Raw genomic sequence first — 15,531 nt, 5'->3', positions numbered from 1 at the left:
GCCACCACACCCTGCTCGTCAGTCCATGCCTCCACACTTCAACGCTAGCCCGACGACGGCGGTCCCGCCCTGCGCACCTCCCCAGCATGGATTTCGAACGCTTCGAATACTTGCGATCCCCGGTTGGCAGCTGAACACTCGTGAACATCTACCCCGACTTCGGCGCCCTCGGTGACAACACCACCCTCCACACGGTGATCGGCGCCCTCTTGACGTTCGTCCTCGTCACCGCCGTCCTCACCATGCTCATCAGCGGCATTGCCTGGGCCATCGCCACAGCGAACGGCAACCACACCACCGCCACCAAAGCCCGCACCGGACTCCTCGTCGCCCTCGGCACAGCCACCCTCGCCGGCGCCGGCATCACCTGGCTCAACTGGCTCATCAACCTCGGCGACCAGCTGTGAGCAGCTCGAAGACAGCTGTCAGAACGGTGGTTCTTCGGTCTTCAGCCAAGGGTTGGGTGGCGAGGACGGCTGTGCTTCATCCGGCAACGGGAGGGTGCTGACGACGTACAGGTTCAAGATGTCGTCACGGTCCAAGAACATGATCTGGCTACGTTTGGATGCGTCAAGGGCGTTGCCCAGCCAGTTTCGAGCTGACTTGGTGATTTCGCCGCCAGCCACGATGAACGCGTGATCGACCAGCACTCGACGGTTGACTTCGGGATCGAAGATCTCGTGGGCGAGCATCATGAGGGCCTGGTTATGGATCTCGGCCATATTCGCATTGCCAGCCTTGGTGACGCCCGAGGCATCAAGCTTGCCCTTCTTGGCCTGAAGGCCGAAGTACAAGACGTGTTGCGTAGGCAGCGTGTAACGCATCCACACGTCCTTGCCATACTCCAACGATTTGTCCTTGTGCCCTGCCGCAGTGATGCGGTGGTAGCCGAGTTGTCTGAACATCGGGAGCAGGATCTTCTCGATGAGGTCGTCCTCGCTACACGAGTCCAGATAGGCAGCAAGGAGTTTGCGACGCTCCTGCTCTGCCTTGCTGAACGGCCGATGCGGGTTGGCGGCCAGCACGGTCACTGACTGGGTACCCATGTGCCGGAGGTAGCAGTGGTTGTCCTCCGCGTAGAACGCGTGAAACCCCTCGCGCTCCAGAACAGCGTTGAGGAGAGCCAGAGCGCGGGGCCGGTCAGGTCCTTCGTTGAGGCGATCAGCGGGACTCATGAGCTGATCGATCAAGCGGCAGAACAGCTCCGGAGGATGGCTCGGACCTTCGTGCGGTTGAGCCAAAATCTCGTCGAGAACGTCCGCAACCCACTCTCTGCGCGTCGAGCCGTCGTGTCGATACTCGGTATCAAGGTCCTGAAAGAACTCCGTAATCCGGGAACTCGACCGGTAGGGAAAGTACTTGGCCTCATCCTCGGTCTCGGCATCGTCACGTCCCACGTTACCGACCACCAAGTCAGCCAACGCGACCAGATTCCTGCGCTTGAACTTCACCCTCGAAGTATCGCAGCAGCACCGAGGGCCGGCGATCACAACAGGAGCAGGCTGCACACCTGACAGGCAGACCTCCCCTGGTTGCCTGCCCTCCCGGTCACGTCCCGGGGGCGGGTCCCTTTCGTCCTTCTGTCTGTGAGGAGCTTGCTGTGCTTGATCTGATGACTTCTGTCCTGCCCACGCTGCCGATGATGCTGCCGATGGAGGTGGACATCACGCCGAACGATGATGGGCTGCCGGGGATCGCGCAGCTGCGCAACATCGTGGGTGCGGTGATGACGATCGGTCTGATCCTGTCGGTGCTGGCGCTGATCATCTCAGCGATCGTGTGGGGCTTCGGCGCGAACTCGTCCAACCCGCACCTGGCCGGCCGCGGCAAGGTCGGTGTCCTGGTCTCGTGCGGGGCGGCGATCATCTGCGGTGCCGCGGTCACGCTGATCAACTTCTTCTGGAACGTCGGCCAGTCCGTCTAACCCCTACCCAACCGTTCCAACCCGCGTGTGTGAGGAGTGATTGCGGTGGGGATCTGTGATCTGCCCGTCATCTCAGGTGTCTGCGAAACCGCTGGTGAGGCCGCCGCCTCGCTGGTGTCGGCCCCGTTCGACTGGCTCGCCCAAGCCATGGGCTCGGCCGCGGGCTGGTTGTTCGAGGCCGTGTGGAACGTCTTCGACGCCACCACCCTGGTCGACATCACCAGTGACGGATACCTGTCGGTGTACAACCTGCTGTTCGGCATCGCGGTGTTCGTGATGCTGCTGTTCTTCTGCCTCCAACTCATCACCGGCCTCATCAGGCGTGACCCCACCGCCCTGACCCGAGCCGCCCTCGGCCTCGCCAAGAGCGTGTTGGGGTCGTTTGTGGTGATCACCCTGACCGGGCTGCTGTTGGAGGTGGTCGACCAGCTGTGTGTCGGGATCGTCCAAGCCGCCGGGGAGACCACCGAATCGATGGGCGAGAAGATCACGATCCTTGCCGGCGGACTGACCGCGATCAACATCGCCGCCCCCGGGGTGGGGGCGATCATCACGATCTTCCTCGCCGGGCTCGCGATCACCTCCGCGGCGATCGTGTGGCTCTCACTGCTGGTGCGCAAGGCGCTGCTGCTGGTCGCGATCGTGTTCGCACCCCTGGCCCTGTCGGGCTCGTCGTGGGACGCCACGAGGGGGTGGATCAGCAAGTGGGCGATGTTCGTGGTCGCGCTGATCTGTTCCAAGCTCGTGCTGGTCGTGATGTTCCTGGTCGCGATCACCCAGGTCGCCGCCCCGATCAATGGGGACTTGTCCTCGATCAGTGACCCGCTGGCCGGGGTGGTGCTGATGGCGATGGCCGCGTTCGCCCCGTACCTGACCTACCGGTTCATCAGCTTCGTCGGCTTCGACATGTACCACGCGATCGGCGCCGAACAAGACGCCAAGAACTCCCTCAACCGCCCCATCCCCCTCCCCGACCGTCAGCCAGGTAACCCCCAGCAGGTCCTCGACGGCAACAACAGCAGCAGCGGTGACAGCAACGGTGGTGGTGGGAAGCAGCCGGCGAAACCGAGTACCCCGAACCCCTCGGCCTCCCAGGGCAGTGCCGAAGCTGGTGCTGGAACTGGCGGAGCAGCTGGATCCGGGGCTTCCGGGTCGGGTGCGGCATCGGGTGGGTCTGCTGCCGCTGCGGGTCCTGCTGCGGCTGCGGTGGTCGGGGTGCAGGTGGCCAAGGACGCTGCCACCGCGGGCCCGAAAGCCGGCGCCGAGGTGGGTCAGCAGGCCGAGACCGCTGCCGACGCCGCCGACCACACCCCCGCCAACAACGAAGGCGGAGGCAATGGCGGGAATACTCCGCCGGCGCCTGTACCCGGTGAGACGCCGCCACAGCAGGGCACACCACCTGCCAGCGGGGAGCCCACCCCGCCCAGCACCCCAAGCTCACAGCCACCGGGGTCGTCTTCACCGGGTGCGGGTGAGCAGGTGGCACCGTCCGCGCCGGTGCCGAACCCGCCGCCCGCCGACAATCCGCCACCGCCGTCGAGTGCTGGGAAGGAGCCGCAGTCATGAGCCGCCGCAACAAGAACAACAGCCACGACCTGGAGGCGACCGGTTCGGAGTTGGTGCCGGTGAAGTTCTCCCGGCTCACCCGGCGCGGCATCCTGCTTGGCCTGTCCGCGGCTCAGCTGGTCACTGTCGGGATCGCGATCGCCACCATCATCACCGCCCTGTATGCCGGGGGCGGGATGTGGCTGGCCTACACCGCCCCCATCTGGGCCACCGCCGTCCTCCTCACCTGGGTCCCTGTCGCTGGACGCCCGGTCATCGAGTGGGTGCCCGTGGCCGGCTGGTGGGTCTACCGCACCACCATCGGCCAACTCCTCTACCGGCGTCGCATCGTCACCCCACGCCCCGCCGGAACCCTCGCCCTGCCCGGCGACCAAGCCCGGCTGCGCGAGTACGAGGATCCGACCACGGGGGCGGGCATGATCCACGACCCCCACCAGAACACGCTCACGGTAGTGTGCGAGATCACCCACCCCGCGTTCGTGCTCCTCGACCCCGCCGAACAAGAACGACGCGTCACCGCCTGGGGCCGCGTCCTGGCCACCGTCTGCCGCTCCGGCAGGATCGCGACCCTGCAGATTCTGGAACGCACCCTGCCCGACTCCGGCACCGGACTGGCCGAATGGTGGACCACCCACGGCCAGCCCGAGGACACGAGCTGGGCTGCCACCACCTACGCCGAACTCATCGACCGCGCCGGCCCCGCCGGCGAACGCCACGCCACCACCCTCTCCCTATCCCTCGACATGAGAAACGCGGCGCGGCAGATCCGCACCGCCGGCGGCGGTATCCGCGGCGCCGCCGCCGTCCTGCGCCAAGAGATGAACACCCTCACCGCCGCGCTCCGCTCAGCCGACCTCACCCCATCCGGGTGGCTCACCCCCGGCCAGATCGCTGTCATCCTGCGCTCGGCCTACGACCCCGCCATCGCCGCCACCCTGGAACGCCACGGCCAGATCGGCCACGACCTCGCCACCGCCGGACCGGTCGCAGTCAACGAAACCTGGAGTCGTATCCGCACCGACTCCGCCCACCACGCCGTGCTGTGGATCAGCGAATGGCCCCGCTCCATGGTCTACCCAGGCTTCCTCTCACCCATCCTGCTCTCCAGCGGAATCCAACGGTCGTTCTCCCTGATCTGCACCCCCATGCGCTCCGACCAAGCCGCCCGCGACATCCGCAAGAAGAAAGTCGAGCACATCTCCGACCAAGCCCAACGCGCCAAAATCGGACAGATCGAGGACGCCTCCCAGACGGCTGAGTACCACGATGTTCTCCAGCAAGAAGCCGACCTCACCGCCGGCCACGGCATCCTGCGCTACACCGGCCTGATCACCATCACCGCCACCACGATCGAAGACCTCGACGCCCACGTCGCCGCCCTCGAACAAGCCGCCATTCAAGCCAACTGCGAAACCCGACTCCTCGCCGGACAACAAGCCAAAGCATTCACCGCCGCAGCCCTACCCCTCTGCCGCCAAGTCTAGGAAGCTTAGGCGTTTGAAGCGTCCGTGTCCTCCAAAGTAGAGGCGGTCACAGACGCTCCGAGATCTTCAAATCCACGTGGCCCATACCAACGCTGTTCCCCGCTGGTGAACGTGACTCTCCCAACTAGTTGCGTCGATAGATTCCAAGTCGTCAGGTCAGGTTCTCTGGCCGTGGACGGAGGCTTCACACCCCATGGGCGAGTCCCCTCTCGACGAGGGTCAGGAGGCTCGAATGCCTCTGGCATGGAGCCGTCTCCAGAGAGCGCGTGGAGCGAGCGCCGGACGTACTCCGAGTAAGTGCGCAAGTCGGCATAGTCGCGACGGCGTTCCTCTTCCGATCTGTCAGGCTGGTTGGAGTGTGCGAAGCGAACCAGCCATACCAGGTCCTTCCAGCGTTGTCCGACCTCTTCTGGGAGTGCGTGGGCATTCCTAGCTCCTGCATTGGTTAGCTGCGCGACGCGCCCGAGGCGATCTCGATGAACGTCAGCGGTTGCTGGAACTCGAACGAAGCAGGGCATCTGGTCTGGCGAGTCCAAAGTAACGGTCCAGTAGTCAGCTAAAGCAGCAATCAAATGAGCCGCAGCTTCTGAGATTCGTCTCTCCTCCTGCATCTTGCTGGCTACTCGGCGTTCTTCAGAAGCCAAATCAGTTTCATGTCGCAGCACACGAGCGGTCTGCCGTGATGACACCCAAGCGGACAGCGCCCCACCAACGATCGCACCCAGCAGGGCTGCAAGCAGTTCGGTCATGACAGCCAGATTACGGTCTTGGTCCTACGGATCAGTTGCTCGTTCAACCTGCCTCGGTAGTCACAGCAAGCACACCTCCCTCGTAGGCGTACCGCCGTTACGTAGAGAGGACTGTTGGGATGGCGACGTTTGTTGATCCGGTTGCTGATGCTGCTGAGGCCTATGAGGGGTTGCGCGGGTTGGCGCATGCCACCCGGGCCTTTGAGGATCCGGCTGACACGTACCGAGTGTTGGGCGAAGTGTCGGGGTCGGTGCGGCTGTTGCGGCAGGTCCTGGACCAGCTCTCTCGTGCGCATGCTGATCACCGCGATATCGCGTTCACCGATGACCGCGCGCCGGCGGAGGCGGTGGCGTTGGCGGCGGCGGATGAGTTGCATCAGGCCGCCGACGGGCTGGATGAGGTCGCTGACCGGGTGATGCGCGCGCACGAAGCGTCCGGTCGGATCGCCTGGCACACCCACACCAACCCCGAGCCCGAGCCTTCACGGCGGTGGGTGAATGTGGTGTTCCTCCAGGGCAGTGAGGCCGATGAGGTACTGGACCTGATTGATGTGGAGGGGGTGCAGGCGGGGATCGCGCATCTGGCGCAGTGGGACTTCGGCGACGAAACCACTGGCGCGGCGTTCATGAACGGTGAGGTGTACCACGAGCTCCCGGCCGGACAGTGGGATCGCAGCTTCGAGGCCGACGGGTATGTGCTGACCTACAACCCGCAGATGGGGTATGTCGGGCTGGTCCGCGAACACCCCGACACCACACCCACACCCGACGAGGAGGAGGTCGTCGCTGCACGGGACGCTTTCAGCGGTGTCACCTCTGAGTCTCCGCGTCGTGCAGCTGAGGGCACGGATTGGTTCGCACCAACTTCGGCCCATGGGGCGTCGTCTTCGGTGGGGCGGTCGCTGTGAGTGGCGAGAAGGAACGGCTGCACGCTGCGGTGTTGGTGTCCCCGGCCGCGGAACGGCGGAAGGCCCGTAAGGCTCGTCGTCAGGCTGCCGCCCGGTTGCAGGCTGAGCAGGTCAGGGTCGAGCGTGAGGCGGCGAAGGCGAAAGCGCTGGCGGAACGGGAGGAGCGCAAGTCGACGACGTTTCTGCCGTCGGCCGGTGAGGCGGGGCCGGCGGCGTTGCGGTCGCCGGGCCGGTTGCGGTTGCCGCGGCATCAGGACACCTCGGCCACGCTGGCTGGGGCGTATCCGTTCATGGCAGAAGGCGGTCTGGGGTCGGATGGGGTGTTCGTCGGTCAGGACCTGTATTCGGGTGGCAGTTTCGTCTACGACCCGTGGGTCCTCTACGCCCGCGGGATCATCACCGCCCCGAACCTGGTGCTCGCGGGGATCGTCGGATCGGGCAAGTCATCGTTGGCGAAGTCGCTGTATACGCGGTCGTTGCCGTTCGGGCGCCGCGTCTACGTCCCCGGCGACCCCAAGGGCGAACACACCGCGGTCGCCGAAGCGGTGGGTGGGAAGGCGATCGTGCTCGGCCACGGCCTCCACACCCGCCTGAATCCCCTGGATGAGGGCCACCGCCCCGGCGGGCTCACCGACCAGGAGTGGGAGAGCACCGTCGCCTCCCGGCGCCGTGACCTCATCGGTGCACTGGCCGAAACGGTGCTGGCGCGGGGGCTCACGCCGTTGGAGCACACCGCGATCGACCTCGCCCTCACCGCCACCGTCGCAGAGAACGAGGTGCCGATCCTGCCCATGGTCGTCGACCACATCCTCACCCCCAGCCACGACCCCGACGGACGCCTTGCCGAGGACGGGCGCCTGGTCGGCCACGCGCTGCGACGCCTGGTCGCCGGTGACCTCGCCGGCCTGTTCGACGGCCCATCCACCGTGGCCTTCGACCCGGATCTGCCGATGATCAGCCTGGACCTGTCCCGGGTGACCGAGAACTCCACCCTCATCAGCGTGTTGATGACCTGCAGCTCGGCGTGGATGGAATCCGCGCTATTGGACCCGAACGGTGGGCAGAGGTGGGTGATCTATGACGAGGCCTGGCGACTGATGTCCCATCCAGCGTTGTTGAAGCGGATGGATGCGCATTGGCGTCTGGCCCGGCATTACGGGATCGCGAACATGCTGATCTTCCACAAACTCTCCGACCTCGACAACGTCGGCGACGAAGGCTCCGCCATGCGCTCGCTGGCCAACAGTCTGTTGGCGAATGCGGAGACGCGGATCGTCTACCGCCAGGAATCCGACCAGCTCGGCCCCACCGCCACCGCCCTCGGACTGACCGGCACCGAACAGACCCTGCTGCCAAACCTTGGCGTGGGTCAGGGGCTGTGGCGGATCAAGAACCGCTCGTTCGTGATCCAGCACCAGCTCCACCCTGGCGAGCTGGAGCTGTTCGACACCAGCAGCCGCCTCACCGCAGGAGTCAAGTAATGCCCAAGCTTCCCGCCCTGAGGCACCGCCGCAACGACACGAGCGAGGCAGTGCCGGTGGTGTTGCGGCACGTGGTCATCACCGTCGACATCACCGGCACCCTGACGGTGACCGTCGACCAACAGCCGCATCTTCCGCCGGCGGGTGAGGTGTGGGATCGGAGAGACTTCGCAGCCATCCTCGATGACCTCACCGAGCAGCGCCATATTCCCGTGCGAGTGGATGTCTATGAGTCCGACGGCAGCCACTTCACCGACATCATCCACGCCCACCGACCCCGCCGCGCCCCCAAACCCGAGCCAGACACCCCAGCCCCTGCCGACGAGGAAGCCGCCACGGGTGATCCTGAACCTGAGGAAGCAAATCGGACGGCGGAATCGGAGCGGTTGGTGGGGTTCCTGCCCGGTGAGACGGTGCTCCTCGCCCAGATCACCGAGGAAGTCGCGGCTGATGAGAACGGCACCATCACCCCACCCGACACAACCGTGATGCCGATGGTGGTGGTCGGACGGGCCTCCGGAACCGTCATCGTGCAGGAGACGCGATGAGTACCTCGCAGCGGCAGAGTGGGTCGATGGGTGAGGAACTGACCAACGCCGCCCTCATCGGCCTCATCGCCCTACTCCTGCTCACCCTCGTCCTCCGCGCGGCCGGGTCGGTCGCCGCGTTCCTCACCGGAGCACCCCAGCCCACAGTGAGCTGGGCCGCCGGTGCCGGGGTGTTGTTCAACCCCGGTAACCCCGCAGTCGCGTTGGGGGCGCCTGGTCTCAGCCCCGTCGCCTATTGGGTCACCACCATCGTCGCTCTGGGCGGGCTGGTCGCGCTCGGCGGCTGGGGATGGGTCGCCTGGCGGCGTCGCTCTCATGCTCAGGTGGTGGATCCGCATCGGTTGGCGGGCACGGCGACGCGGCACGAGGTCGCCCAGGTCGCCTCAGAGAAGGTGCTGCTGAAACAGGCCTCGACGTTGCGGCCGTCGCTGAAGGACCCGAAGCCGGGTGAGGTGGGGTATCGGCTCGGGACGTCGAAGGGGCAGGGGGTGTGGGCGAGTGTGGAGGACTCGATCCTGCTGATCGGCCCGCCCCGCTCCGGTAAGGGACTGCACATCGTCATCCCCGCCATCCTCGACGCCCCCGGCCCCGTGGTCACCACCAGCACGCGCCCCGACAATCTCACCGCCACCCTGCGCGCCCGGCAGCGCCGTGGCCCGGTGGCGGTGTTCGATCCCCAGCACCTGGCCGAAGTACTCCCGGCGGGGATGCGCTGGTCACCCGTCCGCGGCTGTGAGGACCCGCTGACGGCGATGATCCGCGCGACCGGGCTGGCTTCTGCCACCGGGTTGTCGGCTGGTGGTGTGGAGTCGGGTGGGTTCTGGGAAGGCAAAACCCGCACCGCCCTCCAATCCCTCCTCCACGCCGCCGCGTTGGACTCTCGAAAGCCGGCGGACTTGTTCCGGTGGACCCTCGACCCCGCCGCCGCAGCCGAAGCCGTCGCGATCCTCACCAACCACCCCGATGCTGCCGCCGGGTGGGCCGACTCGCTGGGGGCGATGATCGACGCCGACCCCAAGACCCGCGACTCCATCTGGCAAGGCGTCGCCCTCGCCCTCGGCGCCCTCGCCGACCCCCGCGTCCTCGACGCGGTCACACCCCGCGACAACGAGACCCCATTCGACCCCGAAACCTTCCTCCGCGAGTCCGGGACCCTCTACCTGCTCGCCACAGGTGCCGGTGCCGGGGCGTCCGCCGCGTTGGTGGCGGCGTTCATCGAAGACCTCATCGAAAGCGCCCGCCGCCTCGCCGCCCGCTCACCCGGCGCGCGCCTCGACCCACCCCTCCTGCTCGCCCTGGATGAGATTGGGAACCTCGCGCCGCTGCCGTCCCTGCCGACGTTGATGGCCGAAGGTGGCGGCACCGGGATCACCACCCTGCCCGTCCTGCAATCGCTCGCCCAAGCGCGCGACAAGTGGTCCGATCACCAAGCCGGAGCGATCTGGGACGCCGCCATCGTCAAACTCATCCTCGGTGGCGCCTCCAACAGTCGCGACCTCCAAGACCTCACCACCCTCATCGGCGAACGCGACGAATACACCGACTCCGTCACCCTCGGTGACCACGGGACCCGGTCGAACCAGCGCTCCGTACGGCGGGTGCCGATCCTGCCACCCGATCGCATCCGCACCCTCCCCTTCGGCACCGGCGTCACCCTGCTGCGCTCCGCGCCGCCGATCATCACCGACCTGACCGCCTGGCCCACCCGCCCCGACGCCGCCACCCTCAAACACGACCGCCGCGAACTGGAACAGCTCCTGCAGAACCCCCGTGCATGACCGGGGTTGCGGGGTGCACCTGACCGGTACCAGCAGCCCACACCACCAGCGGGCTGCAGTCCACGAGTTGAGAGGTACCGCGTCATGGCCATCCGCACCCAGGAATCCCTGTCCGGGTTCATCGCATCCGACCCGCAGCTGACCTACACCGAACGCGGCGATGCCCGCTTCTACGCCCGCTTCGGCCAGGAGAATTTCCAGCGCGAAGAAGACGGCACCTTCACCAAACTGGAGCCCTCCTTCGGCAACCTCGTCCTCTACCGAGCCACCGCCGAACGCGCCTTCGAACGCTTCACCAAAGGCGACCAGTTCGTCGCCGAAGGCTACGCCCACGACTACACCTACGAACGCGACGGACAGACCATCGCCGGCGAAGAATTCGTCGCCAAGAAGATCGGCCACGACACCGCCCGCACCCGCTACGACGTCGACCGCACACCCCGCCAAGCACTCGAACGCCAGGCGGCTGGGCAGGCCTTCGAACCACCCCAGCACCACCAGGCCACGCCCGCTGCCGACAGCCTCAGCATGTGACCCGGGGGTGACCGAACATGAACACACACGGCCCCGAGCCCGACGACCAGTATGAGGACCCCGGCATCCTCGACGACCACCCCCACACCCCTGACACCAGCGCGCTGCCAGAACCACCGCACCCGATCAACTGGAACCTCCTGTCCGCGCAGGATCTGGAAGCCGAGCTGCTGGAACTGAACCGGTGGGTCGACTGGCTCCGCCACACCTACGGCCTACCCGCCGCGGTCATCCCGCCCTACTGGCACCGCCACCCCGAACTGGTCTGGGAACTGTCCGCGCTGCACCTGCACTGGCTATGCGCCTACGACCCCGAACAAAACGGCTCCGCACCCCTGGGATGGCACCGCGACTTCGCCGACGCCCGCCACCGCCTGCGCGACTGGGTCACCGCCTCCGGCACCCGCCTCGACCGCGACCGCCCCACCCGCCAAACCACCTGGCCCGGCGAAGAACCCCAACCCACCCACGACGAATCCATCATCACCGACCGAGACGCCGACTTCGTCCAATACGTCCTCGACCAAGTCAACGAACGACAAGCTGCCGAAGACGCCTTCTACGCCAGCCTGGATGACCGGATCGACCCGGCGACCGGTGAGGTTCGCGACGAGGTTCCGGGTCCTGAGGGTGGATGAGGATGGTGCGCCGGTATCACCGCACCACCGCCCGAGTCGAGGCGGATCGGCCCCTGAGCGTGCAGTACGAGCCGCGTGAGGAGATCGATGTCGCGAAGGTCGCGGAAGTGTTGATCCGGATCGCGCTGCGCACCGCTGGCGACCAGCCCGTGGGGCAGTCCGGTGCCCATCTTCGTCGCCTGCTCGTAGCCGATCGCTAAACTGGTTCCACATCAAGTTTCGGCGCTGTTGGCACCTACCCTTGCTAAGCCCCGTTCGCGGGGTGTTCTTTTCGACTCTGACGTGACCGCCTCCGGCGCCCCACCCGCCCCCAGACATGTGGGGGCTTGTGAAAGGCGGTCACCATGACACTCGATCAGCTCTCCGGCCTCGACATCTCAGGCCTTCGACGGCTCGCCCGCACCACACCAAGCCCAGACGCCACAGCGCCTACGGGTGACGGGAAGGTGGCGGCGATCAGCTACCTGCGGGTCTCGACCAAGGATCAGGCCACCCGCAACGGGCTGGAAGAAGGCCTGTCGATCCCGGCCCAGCGCGAAGCCGCGCAGCGCAAGGCCGAACAGCTCGGTGCGGTCATCATCAAGGAGTTCATCGAGCCAGGCGAGTCAGCCAAGACCGCCCAACGACGCGCGCTCCAAGAAATGCTCGACTACGCCACCACGCACCCGGTGCGGTACTGCATCATCAACAAGGTCGATCGCCTCGCACGCAACCGGCTCGATGACGCCAAGATCCACGCCGCGCTGCGGGATGCGAACATCAGCCTGGTCTCGGTCACCGAGAACATCGACGAGACCCCCTCGGGGATGCTCATGCACGGCATCCTGGCCTCCATGGCCGAGTTCTACTCGCTGAACCTGGCCCAGGAAGTCCTCAAAGGCATGACCCAGAAAGCCGCGATCGGCGGCACCCCCACCAAAGCCCCCTTGGGCTACCTCAACGTCCGCACCACCGACGCCCGAGGACGCGAGTCCCGCGAAATCGAGATCGACCCCGAACGCGCCGACCTCGTCCGTTTCGCCTTCACCGCCTACGCCACCGGGGACTGGTCCCTGTCGCGCCTGGCCAAGGAACTCACAGCCCGCGGCCTGACCACCCGGCCCACCCCCTCGCAGCCGGCCAAACCGGTCACCACCACCGGGCTGCACAAGATCCTGACCAACCCCTACTACCAGGGCACCGTCACCTTCCGCGGCGTCACCTACGACGGCACCCACCAGCCCCTCGTCGACGCAGAGACCTGGCTGCGCGTCCAAACCAACCTCGACGCCAACAACGCCCGCGGCGAACGACCCCAGAAGTACGACCACTACCTCAAAGGCACCCTGTACTGCGCCTGCGGAGCCAAGCTCATGATCGAACGCCCCCGCGCCAAGACCGGGGACCGCTACGAGTACTTCACCTGCTCCGGACGACGCCGCAAAACCACCAACTGCACCCGCTCCGCGATCCTCGCCGAACGCGCCGAAGCGGAGATCGAACGCACCTACCAGCGCAACTCCCTCAGCCACGCCCAGGCTGAGCACATCCGGAAGGTCCTCAACGACGTGTTCGACCAGCTCGAAGGATCCAGCGAGGACGAACGCAAGCTCCTGACCGCCCAGCGCGACAAGCTCGAAGGCGAACGCCTCAAACTCGTCCAAGCCCACTACGCCGACGCGATCCCACTCGACCTCCTCAAAAGCGAACAAGACCGCATCCGCGCCAGCCTCGACCAGATCACCACCCGGCTCGACAACCTCACCGACACCTACGCCGAGGCCCGAGCAGGCGTAGACCAGCTCACCGATCTCCTGGTCGACCTAGACGACCTCTACAACAAGTGCGAACCCGCCGAACGACGCATCCTCAACCGCGCCCTGTTCACCCGCATCACCATCGACGACGAAGAGAACGCCACCTACACCCCCGACGAGACCACCGCCAGCGTCCTCGCCCACACCAACATCGATGCCCCGGCCCACGTCACCGCAGAAACAAAACTGCCCCGCCGTCAGGCGGGGCAAGTTTCGATTTTCTCATCTTACGTGGAGCTAAGGGGATTCGAACCCCTGGCCTCTTCCATGCCATGGAAGCGCGCTACCAACTGCGCCATAGCCCCGCTGTCGTTTCCGACCTGTAGAACTTTAGCGCATCCTCACGAAGATGTGAAATCGGCTCTGACTAGGGCCTGTAAGACGACGTGGGGCCGTGTCAGCTCGCTGACCCGGCCCCACGAAAGCCCTGTTTCGGCTACCCGGACGACGCCCGGCTCGCCTTGATCGAATTGGCGATGGTGGCCACTCCGCGGTCGTCCTTCGACTCGGCGACACCGGCCACCTCGACGTTCGCCTCACGAAGCACGTCGGCCGTCTCGTCGTCCCAGCAGTACAGCTGCACGCCGTCCTTCGCTCCGAGAAGCCTCAGGAACGAACCGGCCATCGACGGCGAGCTGAGCAGCACCGCGTCCCACCGGCTATCGCGCCATCCCTTGATCAGCCACGGATCGATCTCGTCGAGATCGCTGGTGGTGTAGATGGGCAGGCGCTCCACCTCGTAGCCCTTCGCTCGCAGGCCGTCCTCCAGCTTGGTGCTCAGGTTGTCCGGGCAGGGAATGACGACCTTCTCGCCGCTCGACGCAGGCAGCATCTCCACGAGGCGATCCGAGCTCGCCGTACCGCCTGGGACGTAGTCGACGTGCTGTCCGGCGTCGCGGAGCACCTGAGTGGTGGTCTCGCCCATGGCGGCGACCTTCGCGCGCTCGGGAAGATCCCAGCCGCGCTCGCGCATCGCCCACACGGTCACGGCCGACGGGACAACGATCAGATCCGCCGCGTCCATGGTGTTGTCCGCGGAGATGAGCACCGGGCGCTGCAGGTTGCAGGTATCGACCAGCAGACCATGCTCGCGAAGAGCCCGCGACATCCGGCCCTCCTGGCGCGGCAGCAGCAGGCGCGGAGCGTCGTCGGGAGCGATGTCGATCGACTCGGACTCCTCGTCGTGCCGGTGGTCCCGCACCGCCGCCGCGATGGCCTCGTCGGTCAGGAACTGGCCGGCTCCGCGGTCGAGCATCATCTCTGCGATGTTCGTGCCCACCCGCTCCGCGTGCAGGAGCGAGGTGGGCATACCCAACTCGAAGACGATCTTCTTGCCGCCGTCCACCGCGAACACGCCGGCCTTGAGCGACAGCACGCCCTGACGGCGCACCAACGTCCCGATGGGCGCCGCGTAGGTGCTACCCAGGCGCCCGAGGAGCCCGCGCTCGGCGGTGACGGCGATGCCCGTCTCCTCGTGGTCGATGGCGGCCAGGGCCTCCACCACGGCGCGGTCGTCAGCCCGGCACTCCAGGGCGATCGCGCCTTGACCCGCCGCGGGAAGGATGTCGAGATACTCGCTGATACGGCCCTGGAAGCCGAGGCGCCCGAGGCTCGACGACGACACCACCAACGCGTCGAGGTCACCCGGCTGCACGCGGGCGAGCCGCTCGTTCAGCGTTCCCGCGACGTCGAGATAGATCAGGTCATCGCGGATGCCACGCAGCTGGGCCAGCCGCCGCAGCGAGGTCACGCCGACACGAGACCTGCGCGGCAGCGCTGACAGCGTGAGGCCGTCGCGGGCCACGAGCACGTCGCGCCAGTCGTCGCGCTTCGGGAATGCCGCGACGCGCAGATCCGGCGTGGTCTTCTCGCCGAGCGGAATGTCCTTGACGGAGTGGACGACGACGTCGACCGTCCCCGCGCGCAACGCGTCGCGCAGTTCGGAGGCGTACTCACGCTGTTCCTGAATCCGTTCCGGCATATGGCTGGAATCGCCCACATCGCGAGAGATCGCCACGATCTCTACCTCGTGGCCCGCCCCTCTCAGCTGCGCGGCCACCTGGTTGGCCCGCGCCATCGCCAGCGTGGACGCCCTACTACCTACCGTGAGTTTCACACCGTTGTC

Annotated in this window: 14 protein-coding genes, 1 tRNA gene and 1 pseudogene; 12 read left to right on the top strand and 4 right to left on the bottom strand. The window is 66.4% G+C overall.

All coding sequences use genetic code 11. The annotated features are described in order from the left end of the window. The first annotated feature begins 140 nt into the window (after nucleotides 1-140). Nucleotides 141-407 carry a DUF6112 family protein gene (locus P0D62_RS17055; RefSeq protein WP_048684663.1) on the top strand — a complete coding sequence of 89 codons (267 nt, stop codon included), beginning with the start codon at nucleotides 141-143 and terminating at the stop codon, nucleotides 405-407. A gap of 18 nt (nucleotides 408-425) precedes the next feature. On the opposite strand, the gene P0D62_RS17050 is transcribed toward P0D62_RS17055, so the two are convergent. After that, nucleotides 426-1,451 (bottom strand): hypothetical protein, encoded by a 1,026-nt coding sequence (locus P0D62_RS17050; RefSeq protein ID WP_048684709.1) that lies wholly within the window; start codon nucleotides 1,449-1,451, stop codon nucleotides 426-428. A gap of 161 nt (nucleotides 1,452-1,612) precedes the next feature. Here P0D62_RS17050 and P0D62_RS17045 point away from each other — a divergent pair, with 161 nt between their 5' ends. The 11 genes and pseudogenes from P0D62_RS17045 to P0D62_RS19210 all read left to right on the top strand — a co-directional run. Next, nucleotides 1,613-1,924 (top strand): DUF6112 family protein, encoded by a 312-nt coding sequence (locus tag P0D62_RS17045; RefSeq protein WP_034375318.1) that lies wholly within the window; start codon nucleotides 1,613-1,615, stop codon nucleotides 1,922-1,924. 45 nt (nucleotides 1,925-1,969) lie between these two features. Beyond that, the gene (locus P0D62_RS17040; protein WP_275703741.1) at nucleotides 1,970-3,490 is read left to right on the top strand and encodes a conjugal transfer protein TrbL; all 1,521 of its coding nucleotides are present in this window, start codon (nucleotides 1,970-1,972) and stop codon (nucleotides 3,488-3,490) included. Next, the gene (locus tag P0D62_RS17035; protein WP_275703740.1) at nucleotides 3,487-4,974 is read left to right on the top strand and encodes an SCO6880 family protein; all 1,488 of its coding nucleotides are present in this window, start codon (nucleotides 3,487-3,489) and stop codon (nucleotides 4,972-4,974) included. The genes P0D62_RS17040 and P0D62_RS17035 overlap by 4 nt, the downstream gene beginning before the upstream one ends. Nucleotides 4,975-5,842: 868 nt before the next feature. After that, nucleotides 5,843-6,631: a hypothetical protein gene (locus P0D62_RS17030; RefSeq protein ID WP_048684653.1), complete on the top strand. Its 789-nt coding sequence runs from the start codon at nucleotides 5,843-5,845 to the stop codon at nucleotides 6,629-6,631. Continuing rightward, on the top strand, nucleotides 6,628-8,112 hold the full coding sequence (locus P0D62_RS17025) for an ATP-binding protein (protein WP_275703739.1): 1,485 nt from the start codon (nucleotides 6,628-6,630) through the stop codon (nucleotides 8,110-8,112). Before P0D62_RS17030 ends, P0D62_RS17025 begins: the two co-directional genes overlap by 4 nt. Beyond that, a complete protein-coding gene (locus tag P0D62_RS17020; RefSeq protein WP_275703738.1) occupies nucleotides 8,112-8,660 on the top strand; it encodes a hypothetical protein in 549 nt (182 codons plus the stop codon). The genes P0D62_RS17025 and P0D62_RS17020 overlap by 1 nt, the downstream gene beginning before the upstream one ends. Beyond that, a complete protein-coding gene (locus P0D62_RS17015) occupies nucleotides 8,657-10,438 on the top strand; it encodes a type IV secretory system conjugative DNA transfer family protein (RefSeq protein ID WP_275703737.1) in 1,782 nt (593 codons plus the stop codon). Before P0D62_RS17020 ends, P0D62_RS17015 begins: the two co-directional genes overlap by 4 nt. Before the next feature lie 84 nt (nucleotides 10,439-10,522). Then, nucleotides 10,523-10,972 carry a single-stranded DNA-binding protein gene (locus tag P0D62_RS17010; protein WP_193128425.1) on the top strand — a complete coding sequence of 150 codons (450 nt, stop codon included), beginning with the start codon at nucleotides 10,523-10,525 and terminating at the stop codon, nucleotides 10,970-10,972. Between the two features lie 17 nt (nucleotides 10,973-10,989). Continuing rightward, nucleotides 10,990-11,610: a hypothetical protein gene (locus tag P0D62_RS17005; RefSeq protein ID WP_275703736.1), complete on the top strand. Its 621-nt coding sequence runs from the start codon at nucleotides 10,990-10,992 to the stop codon at nucleotides 11,608-11,610. A 2-nt stretch (nucleotides 11,611-11,612) separates the two neighbouring features. Beyond that, nucleotides 11,613-11,810 carry a hypothetical protein gene (locus tag P0D62_RS17000; RefSeq protein WP_275703735.1) on the top strand — a complete coding sequence of 66 codons (198 nt, stop codon included), beginning with the start codon at nucleotides 11,613-11,615 and terminating at the stop codon, nucleotides 11,808-11,810. 144 nt (nucleotides 11,811-11,954) lie between these two features. Continuing rightward, nucleotides 11,955-13,037: pseudogene (locus tag P0D62_RS19210) on the top strand (recombinase family protein); the annotation flags it as partial. 375 nt (nucleotides 13,038-13,412) lie between these two features. Here the strand turns inward: P0D62_RS19210 and P0D62_RS16990 are convergent. From P0D62_RS16990 to hemC, 3 genes are all read right to left on the bottom strand, one after another. Beyond that, nucleotides 13,413-13,616, bottom strand: a complete 204-nt coding sequence (locus tag P0D62_RS16990) for a hypothetical protein (protein WP_275703733.1) — start codon at nucleotides 13,614-13,616, stop codon at nucleotides 13,413-13,415. Between the two features lie 22 nt (nucleotides 13,617-13,638). Further along, nucleotides 13,639-13,711 (bottom strand) — tRNA-Ala (locus tag P0D62_RS16985). Nucleotides 13,712-13,842: 131 nt separating this feature from the next. Then, nucleotides 13,843-15,522, bottom strand: coding sequence for a hydroxymethylbilane synthase (gene hemC, locus P0D62_RS16980; RefSeq protein ID WP_275703732.1), 1,680 nt, complete (start codon nucleotides 15,520-15,522; stop codon nucleotides 13,843-13,845). Between the last annotated feature and the right edge of the window lie 9 nt (nucleotides 15,523-15,531).

It is taken from the genome of Tessaracoccus caeni (assembly GCF_029211185.1).
In the GTDB taxonomy this organism is placed as follows: domain Bacteria; phylum Actinomycetota; class Actinomycetes; order Propionibacteriales; family Propionibacteriaceae; genus Arachnia; species Arachnia caeni.
The sequence above is the reverse complement of the archived record's forward strand: the minus strand, read 5'-3'. Positions and strand labels throughout refer to the sequence as shown.

What these genes read in the sequence shown, in the direction of transcription:
- P0D62_RS17020 (WP_275703738.1), top strand. Translation starts at nt 8,112, where the DNA reads ATGCCCAAGCTTCCCGCCCTGAGGCACCGCCGCAACGACACGAGCGAG.
- P0D62_RS17030 (WP_048684653.1), top strand. Translation starts at nt 5,843, where the DNA reads ATGGCGACGTTTGTTGATCCGGTTGCTGATGCTGCTGAGGCCTATGAG.
- P0D62_RS17000 (WP_275703735.1), top strand. Translation starts at nt 11,613, where the DNA reads ATGGTGCGCCGGTATCACCGCACCACCGCCCGAGTCGAGGCGGATCGG.
- P0D62_RS17035 (WP_275703740.1), top strand. Translation starts at nt 3,487, where the DNA reads ATGAGCCGCCGCAACAAGAACAACAGCCACGACCTGGAGGCGACCGGT.
- P0D62_RS17005 (WP_275703736.1), top strand. Translation starts at nt 10,990, where the DNA reads ATGAACACACACGGCCCCGAGCCCGACGACCAGTATGAGGACCCCGGC.
- P0D62_RS17015 (WP_275703737.1), top strand. Translation starts at nt 8,657, where the DNA reads ATGAGTACCTCGCAGCGGCAGAGTGGGTCGATGGGTGAGGAACTGACC.
- P0D62_RS17045 (WP_034375318.1), top strand. Translation starts at nt 1,613, where the DNA reads ATGACTTCTGTCCTGCCCACGCTGCCGATGATGCTGCCGATGGAGGTG.
- P0D62_RS17010 (WP_193128425.1), top strand. Translation starts at nt 10,523, where the DNA reads ATGGCCATCCGCACCCAGGAATCCCTGTCCGGGTTCATCGCATCCGAC.